Annotated in this window: 17 protein-coding genes; 13 read left to right on the forward strand and 4 right to left on the reverse strand. The window is 44.5% G+C overall.

The features are described from left to right. Positions 1-34 precede the first annotated feature (34 nt). Positions 35-931, reverse strand: coding sequence for a YitT family protein (locus tag R8806_RS08770; protein WP_124315636.1), 897 nt, complete (start codon positions 929-931; stop codon positions 35-37). 4 nt (positions 932-935) lie between these two features. Next, on the reverse strand, positions 936-2,639 hold the full coding sequence (locus tag R8806_RS08775; RefSeq protein ID WP_124315637.1) for a glutamine--tRNA ligase/YqeY domain fusion protein: 1,704 nt from the start codon (positions 2,637-2,639) through the stop codon (positions 936-938). A gap of 79 nt (positions 2,640-2,718) precedes the next feature. On the opposite strand from R8806_RS08775, the gene R8806_RS08780 reads away from it, so the two are divergent. From R8806_RS08780 to R8806_RS08790, 3 genes are all read left to right on the forward strand, one after another. Then, positions 2,719-4,695 (forward strand): putative porin, encoded by a 1,977-nt coding sequence (locus R8806_RS08780; protein ID WP_124315638.1) that lies wholly within the window; start codon positions 2,719-2,721, stop codon positions 4,693-4,695. 124 nt (positions 4,696-4,819) lie between these two features. Next, complete coding sequence (locus R8806_RS08785) at positions 4,820-6,208, forward strand: MltF family protein (RefSeq protein ID WP_124315639.1); 1,389 nt, start codon at positions 4,820-4,822, stop codon at positions 6,206-6,208. 192 nt (positions 6,209-6,400) lie between these two features. Then, the gene (locus R8806_RS08790; RefSeq protein ID WP_124315640.1) at positions 6,401-7,150 is read left to right on the forward strand and encodes a hypothetical protein; all 750 of its coding nucleotides are present in this window, start codon (positions 6,401-6,403) and stop codon (positions 7,148-7,150) included. 123 nt (positions 7,151-7,273) lie between these two features. On the opposite strand, the gene hydG is transcribed toward R8806_RS08790, so the two are convergent. Further along, entirely contained in the window at positions 7,274-8,779 is a 1,506-nt protein-coding gene (gene hydG / locus R8806_RS08795) for a [FeFe] hydrogenase H-cluster radical SAM maturase HydG (RefSeq protein ID WP_124315641.1), read from the reverse strand. Positions 8,780-9,005: 226 nt separating this feature from the next. After that, a complete protein-coding gene (locus tag R8806_RS08800; RefSeq protein WP_124315642.1) occupies positions 9,006-9,455 on the reverse strand; it encodes a GatB/YqeY domain-containing protein in 450 nt (149 codons plus the stop codon). Positions 9,456-9,569: 114 nt separating this feature from the next. On the opposite strand from R8806_RS08800, the gene R8806_RS08805 reads away from it, so the two are divergent. From R8806_RS08805 to R8806_RS08850, 10 genes are all read left to right on the forward strand, one after another. Further along, positions 9,570-10,331 (forward strand): MATE family efflux transporter, encoded by a 762-nt coding sequence (locus tag R8806_RS08805; RefSeq protein ID WP_229783020.1) that lies wholly within the window; start codon positions 9,570-9,572, stop codon positions 10,329-10,331. A gap of 12 nt (positions 10,332-10,343) precedes the next feature. After that, positions 10,344-10,901: an MATE family efflux transporter gene (locus R8806_RS08810; protein ID WP_229783019.1), complete on the forward strand. Its 558-nt coding sequence runs from the start codon at positions 10,344-10,346 to the stop codon at positions 10,899-10,901. Between the two features lie 680 nt (positions 10,902-11,581). After that, positions 11,582-13,042, forward strand: a complete 1,461-nt coding sequence (locus tag R8806_RS08815; RefSeq protein WP_164719856.1) for a murein transglycosylase domain-containing protein — start codon at positions 11,582-11,584, stop codon at positions 13,040-13,042. 12 nt (positions 13,043-13,054) lie between these two features. Continuing rightward, positions 13,055-14,788 carry a zinc ribbon domain-containing protein gene (locus R8806_RS08820; RefSeq protein ID WP_124317858.1) on the forward strand — a complete coding sequence of 578 codons (1,734 nt, stop codon included), beginning with the start codon at positions 13,055-13,057 and terminating at the stop codon, positions 14,786-14,788. A gap of 33 nt (positions 14,789-14,821) precedes the next feature. Then, on the forward strand, positions 14,822-17,107 hold the full coding sequence (locus R8806_RS08825) for a zinc-ribbon domain-containing protein (protein ID WP_151412094.1): 2,286 nt from the start codon (positions 14,822-14,824) through the stop codon (positions 17,105-17,107). 30 nt (positions 17,108-17,137) lie between these two features. Next, entirely contained in the window at positions 17,138-17,479 is a 342-nt protein-coding gene (locus R8806_RS08830) for a hypothetical protein (RefSeq protein ID WP_124318371.1), read from the forward strand. A gap of 12 nt (positions 17,480-17,491) precedes the next feature. Then, entirely contained in the window at positions 17,492-18,688 is a 1,197-nt protein-coding gene (locus R8806_RS08835) for a tetratricopeptide repeat protein (protein ID WP_124318372.1), read from the forward strand. A gap of 39 nt (positions 18,689-18,727) precedes the next feature. Further along, complete coding sequence (locus R8806_RS08840; protein ID WP_151412093.1) at positions 18,728-19,642, forward strand: hypothetical protein; 915 nt, start codon at positions 18,728-18,730, stop codon at positions 19,640-19,642. Between the two features lie 10 nt (positions 19,643-19,652). Next, positions 19,653-20,900 carry a DUF6175 family protein gene (locus R8806_RS08845; RefSeq protein ID WP_124317656.1) on the forward strand — a complete coding sequence of 416 codons (1,248 nt, stop codon included), beginning with the start codon at positions 19,653-19,655 and terminating at the stop codon, positions 20,898-20,900. A 26-nt stretch (positions 20,901-20,926) separates the two neighbouring features. Further along, the gene (locus R8806_RS08850; protein ID WP_124317657.1) at positions 20,927-22,270 is read left to right on the forward strand and encodes an LPP20 family lipoprotein; all 1,344 of its coding nucleotides are present in this window, start codon (positions 20,927-20,929) and stop codon (positions 22,268-22,270) included. The last annotated feature ends 6 nt before the right edge of the window (positions 22,271-22,276 follow it).

The following is a 22,276-nucleotide window of genomic DNA, read 5'->3' on the forward strand; positions in this document are numbered from 1 at the left end:
CCACTTCTTTTTTATAAAGTTTGTAAACAAATCGTCAGATTTTCAGCGTATCGAATCCCCGACCATAAACCCCCATAACAGTGTTCATCGTCAAGAACGCATCCGGATCTGCCATCTTCGTTACACGCATAATATTTTGCATCTCGCTCTTACGGGCAACCACGATCAACATCTTACGCGCCTCTCCCGTATACCATCCCTGACAATCCACCACGGTAACACCGCGTCGTAAATCCCGGGTAATGGAATTCGCCACATCCTCGTATTTTTGAGAAAATATAAGGAATTGTACCGATTGCATCTGTCCAGTAAATACCAAATCAATCGTGTAGGAGTTAACCCCCATCACCACGTAACCATAGATAATAGTGGCTATTTTTGCCGTGGGATCTATCGCCGTATCCTCCCCGATAAAATAACTACACCCGATGATAAACACATCGATGTACATGATAATTTTACCCGGACTGATATTACGGTACTTATTGATAATCATGGCAACAATGTCCGTACCGGCCGTACTTCCCCCGTTTACCAGAGAAATACCGATACCCGCACCACACATGATACCGGAAATCACAGCACACATGAATTTATCTTCCAGCAGAGGTTCGTGTATCAGGTTCTGAAACACACTCAACAGGAAAGAACTCATGAAAATAGCATAAATCGTCTTAAACCCGAAACGAGGTCCCAGAATCTTGATAGCAATTGCCACCAACAAAAAGTTGATCACGAAATAACTATACCCGATCGGGATCACCTCTCCGGAAAGGAAATAAATAATTGTTGAAATACCGGTCACTCCACCACCGACCATACGATGCGGAGCCAAAAATGCCGTCACGGCAAACGTGTATATCAACAAACCGAACGTGATCAACAGATACGCCCGGATTTCACTCATCAACTTCTCCTTTGTAACTTTCATCACATTAATTATTTTGTTTTGCCCACGTATCCTTCAAACCAACAGTCCGGTTAAACACCAGCGCTCCCGGCTTGGAATCTTTATCCACGCAGAAATATCCCAGACGTTGGAACTGGAAACGGTCACCTTCTTTCGCCTCCTTCAAACTCGGCTCCAACTTACATCCCGTCAAAACTTTCAATGAGTTTTCATTCAAAAATTCCTTGAAATCAATATCTTTATGTCCGGCAGGATCCGGATCTTTAAACAATCGATCATACAAACGCACTTCCGCCTCGATAGCATCCGGAGCTGACACCCAATGCAAAGTACCTTTCACCTTCCGGTTACTTGCCGATCCGGTACCGCTACGGGTATCCGCATCATACGTACAATGAATTGTCGTGATATTTCCCTCCGCATCCTTCTCCACGCTCTCACACTTCACGATATAAGCCCCTTTCAAGCGCACTTCGTTACCCAAAGTCATCCGGAAGAATTTCTTCGGAGCATCCTCCATGAAATCATCCCGTTCGATATATAGTTCACGAGAGAAAGGAACCATTCTCGTTCCGGCCGTTTCGTCTTCCGGATTGTTCTCGATCTCCACGGTCTCCGTTTGTCCTTCCGGGTAATTATCAATCACCACCCGAACCGGGTCCAACACGGCCATCACGCGGGGAGCGATCTTATTCAAATGCTCCCGAACACAGAATTCCAATAAAGCCATATCCACCACGATCTCCCGACGGGCAACACCCACCTTTTCTGCGAAATTACGGATAGATTCAGGAGTATATCCGGCACGTCTCAACCCGGTAATCGTCGGCATACGGGGATCATCCCAACCGGCCACGATTCCTTTTTGCACGAGCTCCAGCAAACGACGTTTACTCATCACCGTGTAACTCAAATTACGACGGGCAAATTCAATCTGACGGGGACGATACTCCGTGTCAATCAACTGATCCAAGAACCAGTTGTACAAAGGACGGTGAACTTCAAATTCCAACGTACAGATAGAATGCGTAATACCTTCCAGATAATCGCTCTGACCATGCGTGAAATCATACATCGGGTAAATACACCATTTATCCCCGGTTCTGTGATGAGCCACGTGCATAATACGGTACATGATCGGGTCACGCATCAACATATTAGAAGATGCCATATCTATTTTTGCCCGCAGAACTTTCTCTCCGGCTTGGAACTCACCGCTTTTCATCCGGCGGAATAAATCCAAGTTCTCTTCCGGCGTCCGATCCCGGTAAGGGCTATTCACTCCGGGTTCCGTGGGAGTCATACGTTGAGCGCTGATCACCTCTGCCGGCTGATCGTCCACGTAAGCCTTCCCCTCCAGAATCAATTTTTCAGCCCAATCATATAACTGTTGAAAATAATCAGATGCGAAATGCGGTTCTCCTTCCCATTGGAAACCTAACCACTGAATATCTTGTTGTATGGAATCAATATATTCGACATCCTCTTTCGAGGGATTAGTGTCATCAAAACGCAGGTTACATTTTCCATGGTATTCGGTTGCCAATCCGAAGTTCAAGCATATAGAAGTTGCATGCCCGATATGCAGGTACCCGTTCGGTTCCGGCGGAAAGCGAGTATGTACCCGACCGCCATTCTTTCCCTCGGCCAACTCCTCTTCAATAATCTGTTCGATGAAGTTTAATGATTTACCTTCACCTTCTTCTTCCACGAGATGATTTTTATCCATACTAAAATTATTATAACATATTCGACGCGAAGGTAATTAATTTATGAGAGTTTTAAAAGTTTCTGTATATTTGCAGGCCATGAAAAATATATTTTATACCATAATATGCTGTCTGATTTCACTCACGTCATTAGCCCAGAGTGATTTTGGCTACGGGAATCCGGATGGAATGGATCCCCAAGACGAAGGAATGCAACGCGATTCCACGAAAGAACAACGTTACGTTCCGCATTATCGGCTAACTTGGAAATGGGTACATGACGGGGTATATCAGAAATTTTACCAGCTTGACACACTTCAAGACGGTTTACAAAACACGAACTTGATATTCAAGCACAGTGTTTCCAATACATATTTGGGAAACTTCCCGGCTCCTTATGTATCAGACATCTATATCCTGCGTCCGCAAGGAGAAGACTTCCTGCCGCAAGACCGGCTAAGAGATTATTTCTTCAAACCGGAAGATGCATTGGAATATAACACCACGACCCCTTTCACCCAATTAAGCTATTTCAACGGTGGCGGCCGGGGAAAAACGGAAGACTGGCTGGATGTATGGCACGTCCAGAATATCCGCCCCTATTGGAATGCCGGATTCCGGTATAACCTCATTTCATCGGACGGAGCCTATTCTTACCAGAAATCAAAAACATACAATTTCTCATTCTTCAGTTCGTACGAAAAAGACCGCATGGCCGTATCCATGTTTATCAACCAGAATATGGCACATATCACCGAAAATGGTGGTATCGAAAACCTAGCGGATATTCGGGACACCTCGCTTGACCCCAAAGTTGTCGGTACACGCCTTGCCATGGAGCCAAAAAACAACCTCATGAATTTCAATTTCAAAACTCTGGCACAATACAACATCGGTAATCCCAAAGAGATCATCACGCAAAAAGACTCGGTGACACTCGATACCACGATCACCTATCCCATGAAATTCGCTTTAGCCTTTAAAGTTGAAGATAACCGTTATTCGTTCAAAGAGGAAAGCGTTGAGCAAGGATTTTTCTCTGACACGACCTATATCAGCACCCAATCAAACTCCGACTTGATCAAAAATCGGAAATACGAGGTGGATGCCAAATTTATTTTGAACGAACACCCCAAATATAAATACCTGCCGGGAGTATATGCCGGGCTAAAATTCAAGTACCTGAGTTACGATCAACGTGTTTCGCTGGACACGGTTAACAACATGGGAACTAGCAAATATACCGGGACTTACTTGACAGCCGGGACCTTCAATATGGATAGTACCACCATGTTTAATTTCGACATTTGGGGAAGTTTCTGTCTCGCCGGCGAGTACTCTGCCGACTATTCGCTAGAGGGGGAGATTATCCAATATTTGAACAAAGGGAGGAACTCTTCTGTCACCGTCCATGCCTTATTGGAAACCCAAACCCCGAATCGCTACTACCTCCAGTACCAAGGAAATCACAACCAATGGGAGAATAGTTTTGACAAGATACACGCCTATAATTTACGAGGCCATTATACGAACAAACGTCTTCGGACAGAAATCGGGGTAGCCCTCAACAACACGAAAAACTACATCTATTTTGACACCACCGCCATGCCCCGTCAATACAATAGTAATATTATGGTATTCACGGCATGGGCAAAACAGATATTCCGGTTAGGGCATTTCTATTTCGACCAAAAAGTATATTACCAAGTGACCAACAAGGAGGAAATATTACCATTACCCCAAGTGGCACTTTACTCGCACAATTACTATCAGAACCGCTTTTTCAAAAAAGCTTTAGGTTTCCAGATCGGTATAGATTTGTTCTACAACACCTCGTTCTACGCTAATGCGTACGACCCGGCAATCATGCAATTCTATAACCAAGAGATCGAGAAAACCGGTAACTACCCGAAAATGGATGTATTCGTCACGTTGAATATTAAACGAGCCGACCTGTTCGTTAAATATGAACACTTCAACGAGTTCTTCGGAAGTCGAGATTATTTCTCGGCATATACCTATCCCATCAACCCGGCAAAGGTGAAATTCGGTATCCGATGGAACTTCTTTGACTAGCGTGGAAAAACGGACAAATCCTTTTGTCAATAACACCCGTAGAATCCATAAACTTTATGGACCTTATGGACTTTATAAACTTCACTAATTTGGTAGTTTACAACATTTTCCGTATTTTTGCGGTATGTATATAATAAAAACTATTACGTACACGCTGTTGTTCTTATCCTGTTTCGCCTCGTGCAAAACAAAGCAAGAAGAACTACCACTAGTCATACCAGAACCCGGAACGCTGGAAAAAATAGAGCAACGCGGGGTATTAAATGTATGTAGCTATTACAACACGACAGACTACTACGTGTATAAAGGTATTCCCAAAGGATTTCACTACGAATTGGTAAAAGATTTCGCTGATTATCTGGGAGTGAAGCTAAATATCGAAATAAACACGAATATTGACGAAAGCATTCAAAAACTGAATGAAGGCCAATATGACTTGATCGCCATGAGCCTCTCTGTCACGGATTCCCGAAAAGAAGACGTGCAATTCAGCCTTCCCCTGTTTACGACCAGTCAAGTACTCGTTCAACACACGTCGGACACGCTTCTCCAATCGGTAGATGACCTCAAGGGTAAAGAAATATTTTTACAGGAAGGCACCTCTTTCACCCGATTCCTGCAACATTTAAACGATTCCTTACAATTAAATCTGAAAATCACCGAACTGGAAGATGTCACGTTCGAAGACATTCTACTAAAAATAGAAAACGGGGAAATTCCTTACACGGTCATCGATAAAAATATTGCCCAGATTGCCTCCCAGTACATGAAGCATATTGATTACTCTCTTCAGCTATCCTCCGAGAACCCCGTGGCTTGGGCCGTCACGAAGAAGGCTACTCTATTGGATGAAGAAATCAATGCTTGGCTGGGCGCCATTAAAAAGAGCGGGAAACTAAATGTCCTGTATAACCGTTATTACAAAAACAGTTACATCACGTCACTGCACAACTCCAAATACTACAAACTGAAAAATGGAGTTATCTCCAGTTTTGACCCGATCATTAAAAAAGAGGCTCGGGCAATCGGTTGGGACTGGCGCCTGTTGGCAGCCGTTATCTACCAAGAATCCGGTTTCGACCCGGAAGCCACTTCCCACCTTGGGGCTGTCGGCCTGATGCAAGTTATGCCGGAGACCTCCCTGCAACTCGGATTCGAGGAATACGAAGAACCCAAAGACAACATTCACGTCGGGGCGTACTATCTAAAATATCTAGAAAACAAATTCAACAAGTTCGACCTCGACACGCTGGAACAAATCAAGTTCACTCTGGCTGCTTATAATGCAGGTCTGGGACACGTACTCGATGCCATCCGGTTAGCCGAATCATACGGGAAAAACCCAAAAGTATGGGACAACAACGTGGATTATTTCATCCTCCACAAATCCCAACCGGAGATATACCGGGATTCTGTCGTCCGCTTCGGCTATTGTGACGGGAAACAAACATTCAACTTCGTCAACAATATTATGGAAAACTATACTCATTATAAAAACACAATCAAAAAATAATCTTAAATTTTAAATCGAAAAATTCAGAATGAATAGAATCACAGAATCTAAAATCATGAAATGACCGAATCCCTCAATTTAAAATTTAAAATCATGCAATTTAAAATTCGGAAGGCGAATATTGATTTACATTAATATTTTTCATACCTTCGCATCAGAGTTTTGATCATTATTTAACTAATTGCTAAGGATATGCCTTACAGAAGATTACCGAATACAGACGCAGCAAGGATAAGGGCATTAGAAACAGCCTTGAATAACGAAGAGTTTTCTAATATCAACAACTTACCGTTTTCATTAAATCTTAGGCAAAAGATTGAATTCTTTTTACCAAGATTTAAAACGGCAATAACGAATTCTCAGTGCGCCAGAGATAAACAAAACGTGAACAGTAGGAAATATGCAGAATATACCCGAAAAGCAAAATTATACATTTCCCATTTCCTGCAAGTACTGAACTTCACGATCGCCCGGGGAGAATTAAAACCCGTGGCAAGAACATTCTATGGAATTGATGAAAACGACACAAAACTCCCTTCACTAGTTTCTGATCAGGATTTACTGGAATGGGGAGCAAAAGTCATTGCCGGAGAACAGGAACGCACCCGCAATGGTGGCGGTAGCCCCGTGTACAGTCCTTCCATCGCCTTGGTGAAAGTAAACTACGAAAACTTTAAACAAGCCTACGCCTCCCAGAAGCAATTCCAACAAAACTCTGCCCGTTGCAGCGCAGAAGTCGCTCAATACCGGGGTGAGGCTGACGAATACATTCTAACCTTATGGAACGAAATCGAGGCTCATTACGCAGACCTCGAAGACGAAGAAATACGCCGCCAGAAATGCGAACATTTCGGCCTAGTCTACGTCTTCCGCAAAGGTGAAAAAGAAGAAATAAAAAGAAAAAAGGAAGCTGAACGCATCACGCTCAAACTCCCCTTTTAATATTTTAGATTTATGATTTTAGATCCTATCGATTAAGTGATTTTATGATTTTCAATTAAGTGATTTTAATCACCCAATCATCGAATCGACAATCACGGAATCTTTTTCATTCTAAACTCTAAATTACATATACAGATCCCTCTCCCCTCTCGCGATTCTATCATAATAGGAACGGAACGTGGGGAGTAACTTTTTGTCTGTAAAGAATGGCATATTTTCAATTTCCTGCAACTCTTGCGCGATCAGTTTCTCACCGATCTCACGAGTCTCCGGAGAAGCGTAGTCATTCAGATACTCCCGGAACGTTAACACGGCATTCAGTTTACAGAATTTACCTTCCACACCTTTCTCCAACAAATTCATGATCTTATCCCCCGTACGACCGCAGCGATACCCTGCCGTACAGAAAGAAGTAATCATCCCGTCATGGGCCAGCTCACGGATCACCTCGTCCAAAGAACGCTGGTCACCCAACATAAACTGCACCTTATCCGGATTCTCCTCCTGTTTCAACTTCTTGGCGTATGCCCCGATTCCCAACTTGGAAGAAGCATCCGTCTGCGTACACCCGTAATGATTGATCAGATCGCGTTTCAGCTCCGGATTCTCACGTGCCGTCACGATCAACCCGCTATACGGAATTGCCAGACGCAACACGGAAACCACCCGTTTCATGGCTTCGTCACTCACAATATAAGGAGAATGTTCACTCAAGAATGAACCGGGAGCCGGTTGCATACGCGGGAATGACACGGTATGCGGTCCGATACCGAAATGTTTCTCCAAGTCCCAAGCATGGTGAACCAGACCCATCACGTCGAACTTCCAATCGTACAAACCAAATAAAGCCCCGATAGCCACATCGTCCACCCCGGCTTCCATAGCCCGGTGCATGGCATAAAGCCTCCAGCGATAATTTCCTTTCACCGTGTTTGCCGGATGCAATTCGGCATATCTTCCCCGGTGGTAAGTTTCTTGAAACACTTGGAACGTACCGATTCCCGCGCGCCACAATTTCTTCATGTCAGCGATCTCCATCGGAGCCGCATTCACGTTTACCCGCCGGATATTATTGAAACCATTCCCCGTAGGCGTCGTGCGTTTCACGGAATAAATCGTGGAAATAGAATCCGCGATATAGTCGGCTCCATTTTTAGGATGCTCGCCATACACGGCAATCATTCGCTTATGTCCCTCATCAATCACGGCAGCCACCTCATCCCGCACCTCATCCATCGTCAACACGTGGCGAACCTCGTCTTTATTCTCCGCACGGAACCCGCAATATTTACAGCTGTTCACGCAAAGATTCGACAAATACAAGGGAGCAAAGAAAACGATACGATTATCATATACTTTTTTCTTCACTTCCAACGCCGCCTCCTGCATTTCATGTAATAATTCCGGGTCCTCCACGTTCAACAATGTAGCCGTTTCTGCCGGAGTCAAAATCTTTATATCCAAAGATTTTTGTAAAATATCCCGAACTTGTTGCTTATCGGGATTTTTATACTTTTCAATATCTGCAAATATCTGTTCCTCGTCAATAAAATCCTTTCCCCCATCCAGATACTTATCGATCTCTGCCTGTTTGATCACGCTGGCAGTCCAATCTTTTACACTACTCATTTTTTACTCGATTACAAGTTCATAAAAGTCCTAAAATCTACAAAACTCACCCGACACGTTTGCTTCCCTACCTCCCGTCGCGTGAATATCTTTACATATATACAAAGGTCGTTAATTATTTCATCAATCCCCTCTATTTCCAATATCTATTTTCAATCAGCCGATAAAGAAAATCAATAACCTAATCGTAAACCCGGTAGACCTTTCTTTTAGATCCCTATGAACCTTAGCTTAATAATTCTTTTACAATGGTAGAAATCGTCTTACCGTCAGCCACCCCGGCCAGTTCCTTGGAAGCAACACCCATCACTTTCCCCATCTCCTTAGCGGAAGTCGCTCCCACCTTCTCGATGATCGCTTTCAACGCAACCCTCAGTTCCTCCTCGCTCAACTGTTTTGGCAAGAACTCGCTCAACACTTCCACCTGAGCCATCTCGTGAGCATACAAATCCTCACGTCCTTGATTTTTATATATTTCAGCCGACTCGCGTCCTTGTTTGGCTAACTTCTGGATAATCTTCACGCTTTCACTATCAGCAATTTGCTCCGGAGCCCCGGCAACAGATTTTGCCTCGATAAAAACCTTCTTTATATTTCTTAAAACTTCCAAACGAATGGTATCTTTAGCCTTCATGGCAGCCATGATGCCTTTGCTAACCTGTTCTTCTATTGTCATTGTTTCTGAATTTAAAATTTAAACTCACGAAGTTACTATTTATTCCTCAAATTTCCACTAACCATTTTTAATTTTCGAAATACCGACGTAATTTTGTATCATAAAAACACCTGCATGAAAACAATCATCACGAACAAAACCATCTGGACCATAGCTTACCCGATCATCTTGGGTAGTTTGGCACAAACCCTGATCACCCTCACCGACACGGCATTCTTGGGACGGGTCAGTGAAGTTGCCTTGGGAGCCTCCGCCATGGCCGGAATTTACTATTATGTCTTTTCCACTTTGGCTTGGGGATTCTCTATCGGGATACAAATCATCGTGGCGAGAAGATTGGGAGAAGGTAAATTAAACCGGATCGGTGTCGTTTTCGAACACGGACTATGTTTCGTGTTCCTTTTGTCCATGAGTCTTTTCCTCATTCAACGATATTATAGTGATGTATTGCTCGGAGCCTCTATCCAGTCCCCGAACATCTACGCGGCAGCCATGGAATATATGTCCTACCGCCATTACGGGATTATATTCGTGTGTTTCAACTTCCTGTTCCGGGCTCTTTACATCGGCCTCTCCAACACGAAGATCATCGGCTACTCAACGGCTGCCATGGCCACCATTAATGTAATTTTCAACTACCTACTCATTTTCGGAAAATTCGGTTTTCCGGAATTGGGAGTCGGTGGTGCGGCACTAGCCTCCGTGATGGCAGAGATTTCCGCTTGTCTTATTTTCATTTTCTATACTATATTAAAACTCCCGATCAAACAATATGCACTTTTCTCGTTCCACAAATTGGAAGGTTGGCTCATGCTCACCGTGCTGAAAACAGCCTTCCCGACCATGTTGCAAAAGCTATTGTCATTCGGGACATAGTACATATTTTTCATGCTCATCGAACACATGGGAGAGCGTCCCATCGCGATAACCATTATCGTACGTAGTGTCTATATGCTTATCCTCATCCCGGTATTTGGTTACGGTGCGACTGCAAACACGCTGACCAGCCGCTTGATCGGGGAACAAAGACAACCGGAAATCATGAGTACCTTACGCCGGATCGTGAAGCTCTCCATGCTAAGCGTCCTTCCCGTTCTACTTATATGCTACATATTCCCACATTACGTGCTATCCATCTACTCCAATAGTAGCAAACTGATCGCGGCATCCATTCCGTCTCTTTACGTGGTCGGTCTGGCAGCCCTCAGTTTTTGTTTCGGGATCACGTTCTTCGAGGCCATCTCCGGGACAGGAAACACCACGCATGCACTCATCCTTGAGAGTTTTGTCCTTATTTTTTACACGTTCCAAACGTGGCTGTTCACCACGGTCGTTCGTTCCGATGTGGCATTCGTGCGGACTGTAGAAATCACTTATGGCATATTAATCGGTGTCGTTTCGTTACTCTACCTCAAGTACACGAAATGGCAACAAAAGAAAGTTTGAAGATGATGCTCTATCTATAAGGAAACGATTGCCTCCCCTAACCACTCATTGCACAGGAGGGACAACCGATTGATAATCTGCTCCCTCCCCGTGCAAGAGAGAACAGGAGGGAGTAGTCCGAAAATACTAAACAGTAGCTTAAAGGCAACTTTATTGATAGTGCATCAGCAACTCATCAATACCGTAAGTAATATTTTCTATATATTGTATATATACTTTATGAACCTTATTTTATATAAGGTTCATATAATGTACCTATAAGGTATCTATAAGGTTCATGACGGTATTGACGTACTATTCATCCATTAATCACCACGAAATAAGAGGTGACCTCCGATACAAAATAGGCTCACTTTTTACCATTCTTCAGTTTCCCTCAGATCAAATAAAATCAAACAGACTCGGAATATATATTGGAAAGACTTAATCGCTTTTCTTGATATCACAAATATCAATTAACGATCGTTTAAAAACATCGCAATATACAAACATTTTTACTAATTGAAAAATTTTTGTTTATTAATTATTATTTCTCGTAAACAGAGAGTTAGACACAAAACAGATAAGAAGTCCTAAAGCTCAATTCCACTCGTTTTTAAACGATCCTTTTTTGATCGAATAAAAAACACACTAGATAGGAACAATTTTATTTAAGCGTGGAACTAAAATTTAAATATTACTTGAACACAAAAAGATTTATTTTCATTCTGTGTATCATTCTGTTGCCGGCTGTCAGTTATGCTCAATCCGTGAGATCAACAAGCACAACGGCAATGGATTCTATTCGCAGGCAATTCGAAAAAGAAGCGACACAAACAATCGCTGATTTCGAAGCATACAGCAAGAAAGCACGGGAAGAATACGAAAAATACGAGGCACAAGCCCGTGCGGACTATTCTCGTTACACTCGCTCGATCAAACAAACATGGGGCGGTGACAGTATCGTGGATAATACACCGACACAATGGGTAGAATACAGTAATGATTATCAAAATCGTTCGATCGTTAATTTTGATAAAGGAAAAATTCTCGTGGAAGTCGCACTTGAGGATGGCAACACGATGGATTCCGCCACGATAAATGCCTGTCTGGCTGTTGCCATTGAACGCATGTTGAATAGTCAGGGATCAACCTGTCCCTATCCATCCTCTGTTGATGTATCAAAGCCGCTGACCAACAACCCCGTACTGGATGGATTGGTTGATTTTTCCATGTACAAACCTGATAAATCACTAGAATTGACGGGACAAAATCCGACACTTACCCGTACAGCACCTCCCACGCCAACGGTCAAAGGGAAAAAACTAACTCTCAATAACAATCAAAAGGAAGATTCATCCGGGGATTCCACCACAACCGGGATTACCATGGCCCGCCGCGTACAGGAAGAAGGAAACAGAGGTTCCAATAATCCTCTCGCAAACAAACGGGAAGATGCCCACAGACGAGCAGAACAAAAAGCACAGGCATGGCAGAATGAATCGGAAAAGGCCATTATGATAAAAACGATCGCCGCACAAAGCAAGAAAAAGATCACGAAAATAAAAGGGAATGACGGGAAAGTACGTCAAGTAGTACAAATAGAGATGAACCTCGTTTCCGACAATCTCTCGAAAAACGCGGCTCTTTACAAAGACCTCGTGGCAGAATTCTCACAAATTTTCCAGATCGAACAACCGCTTATCTTTGCCGTGATGGAACAAGAATCCCGTTTCAATCCGGAGGCCACGAGTTGGGTTCCCGCTTACGGGCTGATGCAATTGGTTCCCACCTCCGGAGGGTTGGATGCCTATAATTACGTGTACAAGAACTGTTGGGTCCCGACACGGAGCTATCTTTTCATACCACGTAATAATATAGAACTGGGCACAGCCTATCTCCGTGTCCTCATGAATCAATTCTCATCGGTTACCGACCCGCATTGCCGCAGGCTTTGCGTCATTGCCGGATATAACACCGGGGCCGGAAACGTGAGCAGGGCTTTCACCGGAGCCACCAATCTAAATAAGGCAATCCCGCTAATTAATAAATACAATTATGAACAATTGTACCACCATCTCACGAATCGTTTAAGCACGAGCGAAGCCCGAAACTATGTTTCAGGAGTGAGCAAGCGACGGGAAAAATATCTTAAACCATAAAAAGGAATAACAATGTTTTGTCCAGAATGTGGCCATCGTATAGAAGATCAGAATATACATTTTTGTCCGGAATGCGGAACAAAAATAGAATGGCTTTGTCATACCGAGAAGAAAGCACCGAATACGCCCCACCCCCAAAACATGGGCATGCACGGGTTGATTTTCACGAACTTGCACCTACTGGCCGGAAAGCTGGAAGTGGACGAGCAAATCTTGATCACCATTTTTGATGAATTTATCCAACAGAAACGGGAATACGGGATCTCGTACAAACTTATCGATGCCGGTAATTATTCGTACCAGAAAAGTGGTTTTTTGGGAAACACGAAGAAAGCACATTTAAAAGCCAACAGCCCGTTGTGGGATTACATGGACATACTGATGGATGTCCACAACGGGGAACAAGCGGGAGGAGATGAAATATCGCAATACCTATTTATTATAGGTAGCAATGACATTATTCCCATGCCGTGCATCCGGCACTACATCTCCGACGATGCCAACGATGACAGTATCGACACGGACATTCTCTACGCTTATCCCTATGGCAAAGAGATGCTTGCATTGCTCGAAAACCAAGAAGCGTTTACGTACGATCAACTCTTTTTCGTGGGGAGGTTGCCACTCGGAGAAGATGCTTCATTTGAAGATTTACGCGATTACTTGGAACGTGACGTTAATTATTCCCTTGGTTTCCCGATGAACGAGGCTTACGGCCAATGTGACCCCCACTGGAAAAAGGTGTCCAGTCGCGTGGCAAATGACCTTTTGCAAGGAAATTATTTGCGCGACTTAGGTAATTACCTGTCAGCCGACTACTATTATAACCGATTGATTCTCTCCCCCATGATCGTGGAAGGAAATCTTCATCAGGTTTTTCACACGAATGCCTCGCTATATTATTTCAATCTCCACGGCGGGGAAGGACGGGAATCTCGCGGTTACGCAGGAGTTATGCTTAACAAGGAAGAATACGGGGCTTTACCGGCCATAGAACCGGAACACATGATGACCTGCGAGGAACCTAATATCGTGATCAGCGAGGCTTGTTATGGAGGACGTTTTATCGGTCTGGATAAACGCCACAGCATGATGCTGGCTTCACTCTTTACCAACACGTTAGCATTCGTCGGATCATCACGCGTGGCTTGGGGAGCCGTTGATGATCTATCCTCGTCCCAATCCCGGGTATCGGTTAGCTACGCGGACATCATAGCCGGTTATTTCATCAACGCGATCTTACAAGGATACACGGTAGCCGAAGCATTATTTATTGCCCGCGGTGCCGTGTTACAAGAAACCGTCCCGGGAGACCCGCATACCGCGTTGACAGTCGTGGAATTCAATCTTTTCGGCGACCCGATGATCACGATGAACGCTCTTACAAGCTTGAAGTCCGGAAATAAAATGACCCGAAAAACGGCTCTAGCTGAACAAGATACCCAAATAGGATGTACAATCGAGAAGGTGGGACATGGAACGGGAAAAGGTTCTATCCTAGAACAGGTACGAGGAGCCGTGGACGCTAATATTCAACAGATTCATGCCACGATTGGCCAGTACCTGTACACAAATTACGGGATAAAACCGCGGCCAGTAGAAGAGATTTTAAAGATTAAATATAATAACGGACAGGAAGAGTTGAAATTCAATTATGACCTGACTTCCGAAAGGAAAATACCGACCCGTTGGGTTGTCACGACAAGCACGGACGGGAAAATCAAGAGAGTTTACTCTACCAAATAAACAGCTTAAAGTGAAACAATAAACGATACAAGTATGAATTGCCCTAAATGTAACGCCATTCTTCGTCCGGGAGTAAAGTTTTGTACTTCTTGCGGACAAAAAATAGAGACATCGGCCACGTGTACTCAATGCGGAGCCCCGTTAAAATCAGGAGCCAAATTTTGCATCAAATGCGGACAGCGGGTCACTCTTGCAGAAAAGACATCCGCCACGTCACAAGAAACGACATCGGACATTAATTCTGTCAAGGGACGCATCTACTGGAACATACAACCGGGGCAAGTGGCTCGCATCATTAACGAAACGGAATTTGACTCTTATAACAATATTCAAGGTATTATTATCCCGGAAGGAACAACCGCCTATATTCGTGCCAACGGACGCACGATTGCTTCTATCAGCGGGGGAACCTATAATTTCACAGGCTCTTCGAGTGATTCTTCCAACCATTTGACAGGTTCACTGCGGAAAGGATGGGAATTTATCGTCAACTTATTCAAAAACAAGAAAAAGGAAGAGAAACCGACAACGGAAACTCTCTACCTACAACAGCAAAATCTGATTCTGGAAAACGCCAAGAAAGGAGCCGCTTTCTCTGTTGTTATCTTACTGGATAAGTCTTTCCCGCTTCTTTTCGGTTCCAAGCAAGGAACGCTTGATGCTTACAAGGATTTTGTCCCGATGAACATACAAACCCGGTATCTGGATATGGCGTTAGGCGTAAACGCATATTTCAAAATCTCGGATCCGGAACGATTTATCATTCATTACCTGACCGAACGCCAGATGTTGAACACAACGGTCATCGTGGATGAACTCACGGATACCATCCGGAACATTTTGCAGGAAACGTTATACGACACGGAACTCTCGTCCAATCGCATACCCCAAGAACTCCACGCCTTACTGAAAGAAAAGATTAATGCCATCGCCGCAGAAGCCTTTTTCGGCATTTCCATCGTGCGTATTGTCGAAATTTCAGCGACCAGCGAGGATTTAGAGCGCTTCAGGGTATTGAGCCGCGAACTCTACCTCTCGGACAAAGAACTGGATTATCTCCGACGCACCAATGATTTCAAAAACCGGATGGCGGATACCGTAAATTCGCAACGACTGCATGAGGCCGCGACGGATCTTGAATTGGACAAACAACTGGAGACTATAAATCACGATCGGCTGTTGCATGAAGACGAGGTGGAGAAGTTTAAATATTTCTTGAGGAACGAGCGCATCGTACGGGAGGCTCAAAACGACGATGAACGAAATGCCGCTCTTCTGGAAATTGCCAAAACAGGATTCATCCGGGAAGATGAAGCACGGGCCCTTCAAGATCAATTGAAAACGAACGATTACCAACGGGGGATGATGTTCCAAATGATGCAACTCCGTGACGGTATCGAGTTCGAACGTACCCGCATGGAGGGCGAAGCTGAAAAAGCGACCCTGATTGTCAGAAAAGAGCTTGAATTACAAGAACTACAAGATGATTACGCGGATGGCCGTTTCTATAAAGAAGTCGAAAAACAACGCACGGTTGCCGAAACCAATCTCGATCTGGATCAACGCCAGCGGGATATGGAATACAATGATGCCAAACGGATGCACGACATGGAACGGGAAGATGATGACACGCAGTTCCAACAATTCATGGCGATCCAAAACGCGGAAGAACAAGCAAGAGAAAATCAACGCAAGCATGAGGCGGAAGTAGAACAAAACCGTTTAAAGACGGCCGAGGAGATGGAACGTTTAAAATGGGAAAACGCGAAAGAACTTTCCGATGAAAAAGTGTGGGCTCTAAACGGCGGGGATGCCGCCGTGGCGTACGCGGAAAACAAGTACAGCTCGGAGGCCGAACGCGAGGCAAGCGAACGGTTGGAAGCACAACGACGGGAAATGGAAGCCCGGTTGGAAGCAGAACGGGCCTCCCGTGATAGCGAACACCGGGAAAATCAATCCCAAATGTTCCAGATGATGCGGGATATGATGACCATGACCGGGGGCATCCAAGCCCAAAAGGTAGATGAAAAAGAACGTCAATTGCGCGAACGTGATGAACGTATTCTCCGTCAGGAGGGACGGATGGACACGGCTTATGACCGGGCATTGGATTACACGACCCATAATAATATGCCACCGCAAATGCCACAACAAGCGGTTCCCGCGCAACCCGAACCACAAGCCCCACGACCACAGCAAACGCAAGAGCCACAATCACCCGCGGCCAAAACAGCCACACCGGCAACCTGCCCGGAATGTGGAGCGCCATTGGAACCCGGAACAAAATTCTGTGCTGATTGCGGTGCCGGAATCATGTAAAAACGATTTTTCAATTCAATGTATAAAGATATGACTATCATTCATGGAATTCTGGAATGTCCCTTATTGAACCTCGGGTCTAAATCCGAAGGCCGGAGAGCTATCTTGACAGATGATGAGGGTAAAAAATATAAACTTTACCGGGCCGGGATATTACCCGCCGGTGACCCGTTTTTTATCCCTTACGATGGAATGCATATCGGAGTTTCCGGGAACGCAGAGGAAGAAACAGGGAGTTTTCTAGTTACATCCATTTTATTGGATGATGGCACGGAAGTCTTTCCTCAGCCGACAGAAATACCTGTCGGGGATCCCATCGAACTTCCCTTACCACATAAATCAAAAAAATCACTGAAAAAGAAAAATAAATAAACTTACGAGATTATGAGCAAAGAGAGATTTTGTCCGGAATGTGGTCAGCCCGTGAATGCAGACGAACGTTTCTGCCCGGATTGCGGGGCTGAAGTCCCGTTTGAACCCACCAACAACACGGGCATCCCGGAAGGCCCACTAAATAAAGTGAAACCTTCAGAGACAAGCGAACCGATTATAGGCGCAGGAGCACGTGCAAATATTACCGGAGGAATTAATAAAACCTCCACCACCCATGCTAATATTAATACATCCAGTGTCGATAACTCTTCCACGGTCCATAACAACACGACGATTGTCATGGAGAAAGAAGAAGCCGAGTATTGTGAGGTATGTGGAAATCCTTTTGACGAAAGGCATGCCAGATGCCCCAAATGCGGGAAAGAGATTTGCTTTGACTGCAAAGTAAAAGGAAAAAATCGTTGCGTGGAATGCGAAAAAAAATCTATTAACGAGTATCGCCTTGCTTTCCAACAGCTACTTCTGACGACCAACAGCAATATCGGTATCGCCGGCCGACAGATGATGGATCAAAAAGCCAGAGAATTGGACGTGGAAGACGTGAAAGCCGACATTGAAAAAGAGATGATAGAATTGTATAAACCGGCAAGTAAAGCCACTCAACCGGCCGTGGTTTCTACCCCTTCCTCGGATCGCCCAGCTCAATCACAGGAAGCCAACCAGAAAGGTATAGGAGCCTTAACCGGGACTCACCAACATCCCATTTCACGGCCGGGATCGGGAAGAAACAAATGGATTTCCCTGAGTGTCATCATACTCGTTGTACTTGCCGGTTATTTTATCTTATCGAAGAAAGAACATCTGATCAAGGAAACTCCCGTGCCATCCCCGACAGAACAGAAGCAGACAGCTACGAAACAAAAGGCTGTTCCCCCGGTTCAAACCAAAACCACTCCCCCTGCAATCACTCCCGATAAAAAAGAGATACAAACGGGAAAGGTGCAGACGCAACCCGCCGTGGAAAAGAAAGATGCCGAGTATGACGCAGGAATGGAAGCTTACGAGAAAGGGAAAGGACTGGATGCCATTCGTCTTTTCAAAAAATCCGGAAGTGCAAAATCATATTACATGCTGGGATTGATTTATGAAAACGGCTGCGGCACAGTGGGAAGTAACGGGATGATGGCCCGGAAGAATTTCAAAAAAGCCGCAGAGATGGGACACGAAGAAGCAAAATCGAAATTATAATATCATATTTCTATTAACCTTTAATTTAAATTCATTATTATGCTAAAGAGAATTATTACAATTATGGCGTTACTCTGTGTTGCTGTTATCGCAGTTAAAGCACAAGAGGTGAAGAAACCGAGGATGTATGTTGAATACTTCACGGAAGCAGATGGAGTTGAGGAAGCAAATAGCGACAAAGTTCGCCAAGCGGTCATGGCAGCCCTCAACAAAACGAAACGATTTGAACTGGTAGATCAAGATGCCGAGTATTCCATGAAAAAAGAAGAAGAACGGCGCACGGATGAAAAAGCAATGAGTGACGAGAAATCACGCACACAAACCATCACCGCTGCCGGACATGATTACATTTTAGGAGGAAACGTACTGGCCTGCTCCGTAAAATCCGAACAGAAAGACGGGAAAACGATGTATTCCTGCGTATTGAATTATTCAGTAACCGTGACAGAAGTAGCCACTTCAACAACGGTTGCAAGTGCCACATTTGATCACTCCCCCTCCGGGATTGGTGGTACGGTAGGTAAACTTTTGGATTTATCGGATTCAAAAGACAAAGCCATCGCAAGTGCAGTCAACATGATCGCAAGTGACATTGAAAACTTCCTGATCAAAGAATTTCCATTGGAAAGCACGATTGTTCCTATGGATTATGAAGTGAAAAAAGACAAATTGGTGAAATGTTATATCAACCTAGGCTCTGATCATGGAGTGAAAAAAGGAGATTATTTCTCCGTATTAGCTCCTAGCGTAAGAGCGGGTCGTACGACATACAGCGAGATCGGTAAAATGAAAGTGGAAGAAGTAGTAGATGGAACCATGTCACAATGTAAAGTAGTACAAGGCGACAAGAAAATATTCACTGCCATGGAAGCTTTCCAAGCTCTTGACGAGGCTGCCCAAAAGCAACAACCTCTAAAAGTGAAAGCAACGATAGCACCTTTATTCTCATTGTAATCGGTTATTTATGAAGAAAGTAGTGAACATATTTGGCATGCTGTTACTCCTCTTTTCAACTTCTGTCAAAGCCCAAGAGTACCTTCAGATCGTTTCTCTAGAAGCCGACAAAGGAGCAAACGCCGTTTTCTCCTCGGCTGGAATCGCAGATAACAAGAAAGGGATCGAAACAGATGCCATCAAATCACTTATCTACACCCTGTTTTTTCAGGGTGTAGAAGGTGTTAATGACGGGAAACCTTTAGTCAGCAAACCCAATGAGGCTTACACGAATACCTTCTTTAATAACTTGGCTCGTTACACTCCTTACGTGGTTAGTGCGGAAGAAGCAGTGAAAGCAACAAAAGTAGGTGGACGTTTCCAAGGTACGATGCGAATTACTTTACGTCTTCGCCAATTGATTAATGATGTCCGGAAAAACACACATTACGACGAGGTAATGGCTGAAATTCCCAAACCACGTCTTCCCAAACCAACGATTATCGTGGTCCCTTACAAGAAAAAGGGAGAGAGTTTCGAGGCGAAGTTGGAAAACGACAACGACTATCGTATTGCCGTGAGTGCCGTGCAAAAAGGATTGGAAGCCTGCGACATCAAGACCATTGATCTACAAGGACGAATTGACGCCATGAATCGTCGGGGTCAATATGAAGAAAATGCCGGAGCCGCAGAATCCAACGATAAGCAACTTTTGATGTCTTCCGGAGCAGACGTTTATGTCACGGTGGACTTGATGAAAGATTACACGGCACAAGGCGCCCGCGTAGCATTAATCATGAAAGCATACGAAACCGCAAGCGGAACGATCTGGGCATCGGAAGACGGCTGGACAAATCGTTTCCAGACAACACAAACGGAGGTCCTATGTTCTTATGCCGTGAAAGATCATCTTTCCCCTTTCTTGGAACAAATCATTAAAAATTTCTCCCTTCCTGCCCGAGTTGTCCTGCAAATCTCCATTAGTGGGAACTCGACGGGTTCTTTGCAAGATGCTTGCTGTGCTAACGGGGAAAGAATTATAGATTTCATCCAAAACTGGCTGGACCGTAACGCACACGAAGGAGATTATCATATACAAGGTATCATGGACGAATCGGCCATATTTGATTACGTGATGATCCCGAGGGAAGACAAAAACGGCTTCAAAATGACCTCCTCGAAGTTCGCAAAAGACCTGAACGATCAGCTCAAGGCACAAGACGTTTCAGGAACCGTTCGCATTGACGGAAACACAATTTTGTTAATGCTGGACTTGTAACAAGTAATAACACAAAAACTAAAATTATGCGAAAGATTATTCTAGGCCTGTTACTCTCGATATGCAGTGTTTTCCATGCCGAGGCACAAGCACCCGACTGGGTAACCCAACGCCCGACTTCGTCTGACGCTTACATCGGTATTGGCGTCGCGTCGTTATCGGAAACCGATTACATGAAAAAAGCGACCCAGAACGCCTTGTTGGACATCGTTTCACAGATCGCTGTAAAACTTGAAAACAATTCTTTTTTGCACCGGGTAGACGTGGATGGCAAAACACGTGAAATGCTGGAAGACAAAATTCACAGTTCAATGGTAGCTTGGCTGGAAGGACAAGAACTGAAAGGCAGTTACCAGTCGGAACAAAAATATTACGTGTATTACGCCTTGGATAAAAAAGTATATGCCCGAAAAGCCGAAGAACGCAGACAACAAGCGATCAGGACAGGCATGGATTACCTGCAAAAAGGACGTGGAGAGGAAAGCGCCATGAATCTTTCGCAAGCTGCCCAGCTCTACGGCAAAGGACTGGAAGCCGTGGAGCCTTGGGCATTTATGGATTTGACTACAAATGCCGGAGGTTCATCCGTGAATGTTCCCATAGAACTCTATAACGCTTACGTGAATGTGTTCAGCGGAATGGCCATCACGACCAACGTCATGATGGTAGAAGGCGAGGCCTTTAAAGCAATTGCCGAACCTATCGCCGGATGTCTTTCCAAAAACGGGGTTGTCGTTCCGAATGTTAAATTAAAGGCTTCATTCGCATCCGGTAATGGCACTGTATCCCCCGCCATACAGACAGACTACACGGGTACAGCGGAATTTTACGTAACGAATATTACCTCGAAAGAAGAGGTGCAGGAATTGCGCATCACCATTGACGACTCGTTCATGAATAGTCTACCCGAGGCATATCGTCAATTGTTGCAAAATCAAACTTGGCCCTCGGCTAAAGTCACGATTTCATTGAAGAGCGCACCGATCACGGCCTACCTCTACGTAAACGAGGATAACGAGCTGGAAGGTATCGAACGCCAGATCAGTAGCCTACTGACCAACAATTATTTCACATTATCGGAAGACCCCGATGCCGCCACGTGCTTCGTGGATTTATCCACTAAATTGGAAATGGGAGAAGTCGTTACCGGGGGAACGTATGACTTAAATACATGTTACTGTTCCCTAGTTCTAAAGATTTACAATAACAAAACACAGCAAATGCTCTTGAACTATTCGGTAAACCAAGTTAAAGTTCTAGTACCCGTAAACAAATCGGCAACCGCATCACTCTCGATGTGTATCCGGGAAGTGATAAAACGAGTGAACCGGGAATTGCCGGCCCAGATTAAAAAATTAAAAATCAATTAAAAGGTA

It is taken from the genome of Butyricimonas faecihominis (assembly GCF_033096445.1).
Taxonomy (GTDB): domain Bacteria; phylum Bacteroidota; class Bacteroidia; order Bacteroidales; family Marinifilaceae; genus Butyricimonas; species Butyricimonas faecihominis.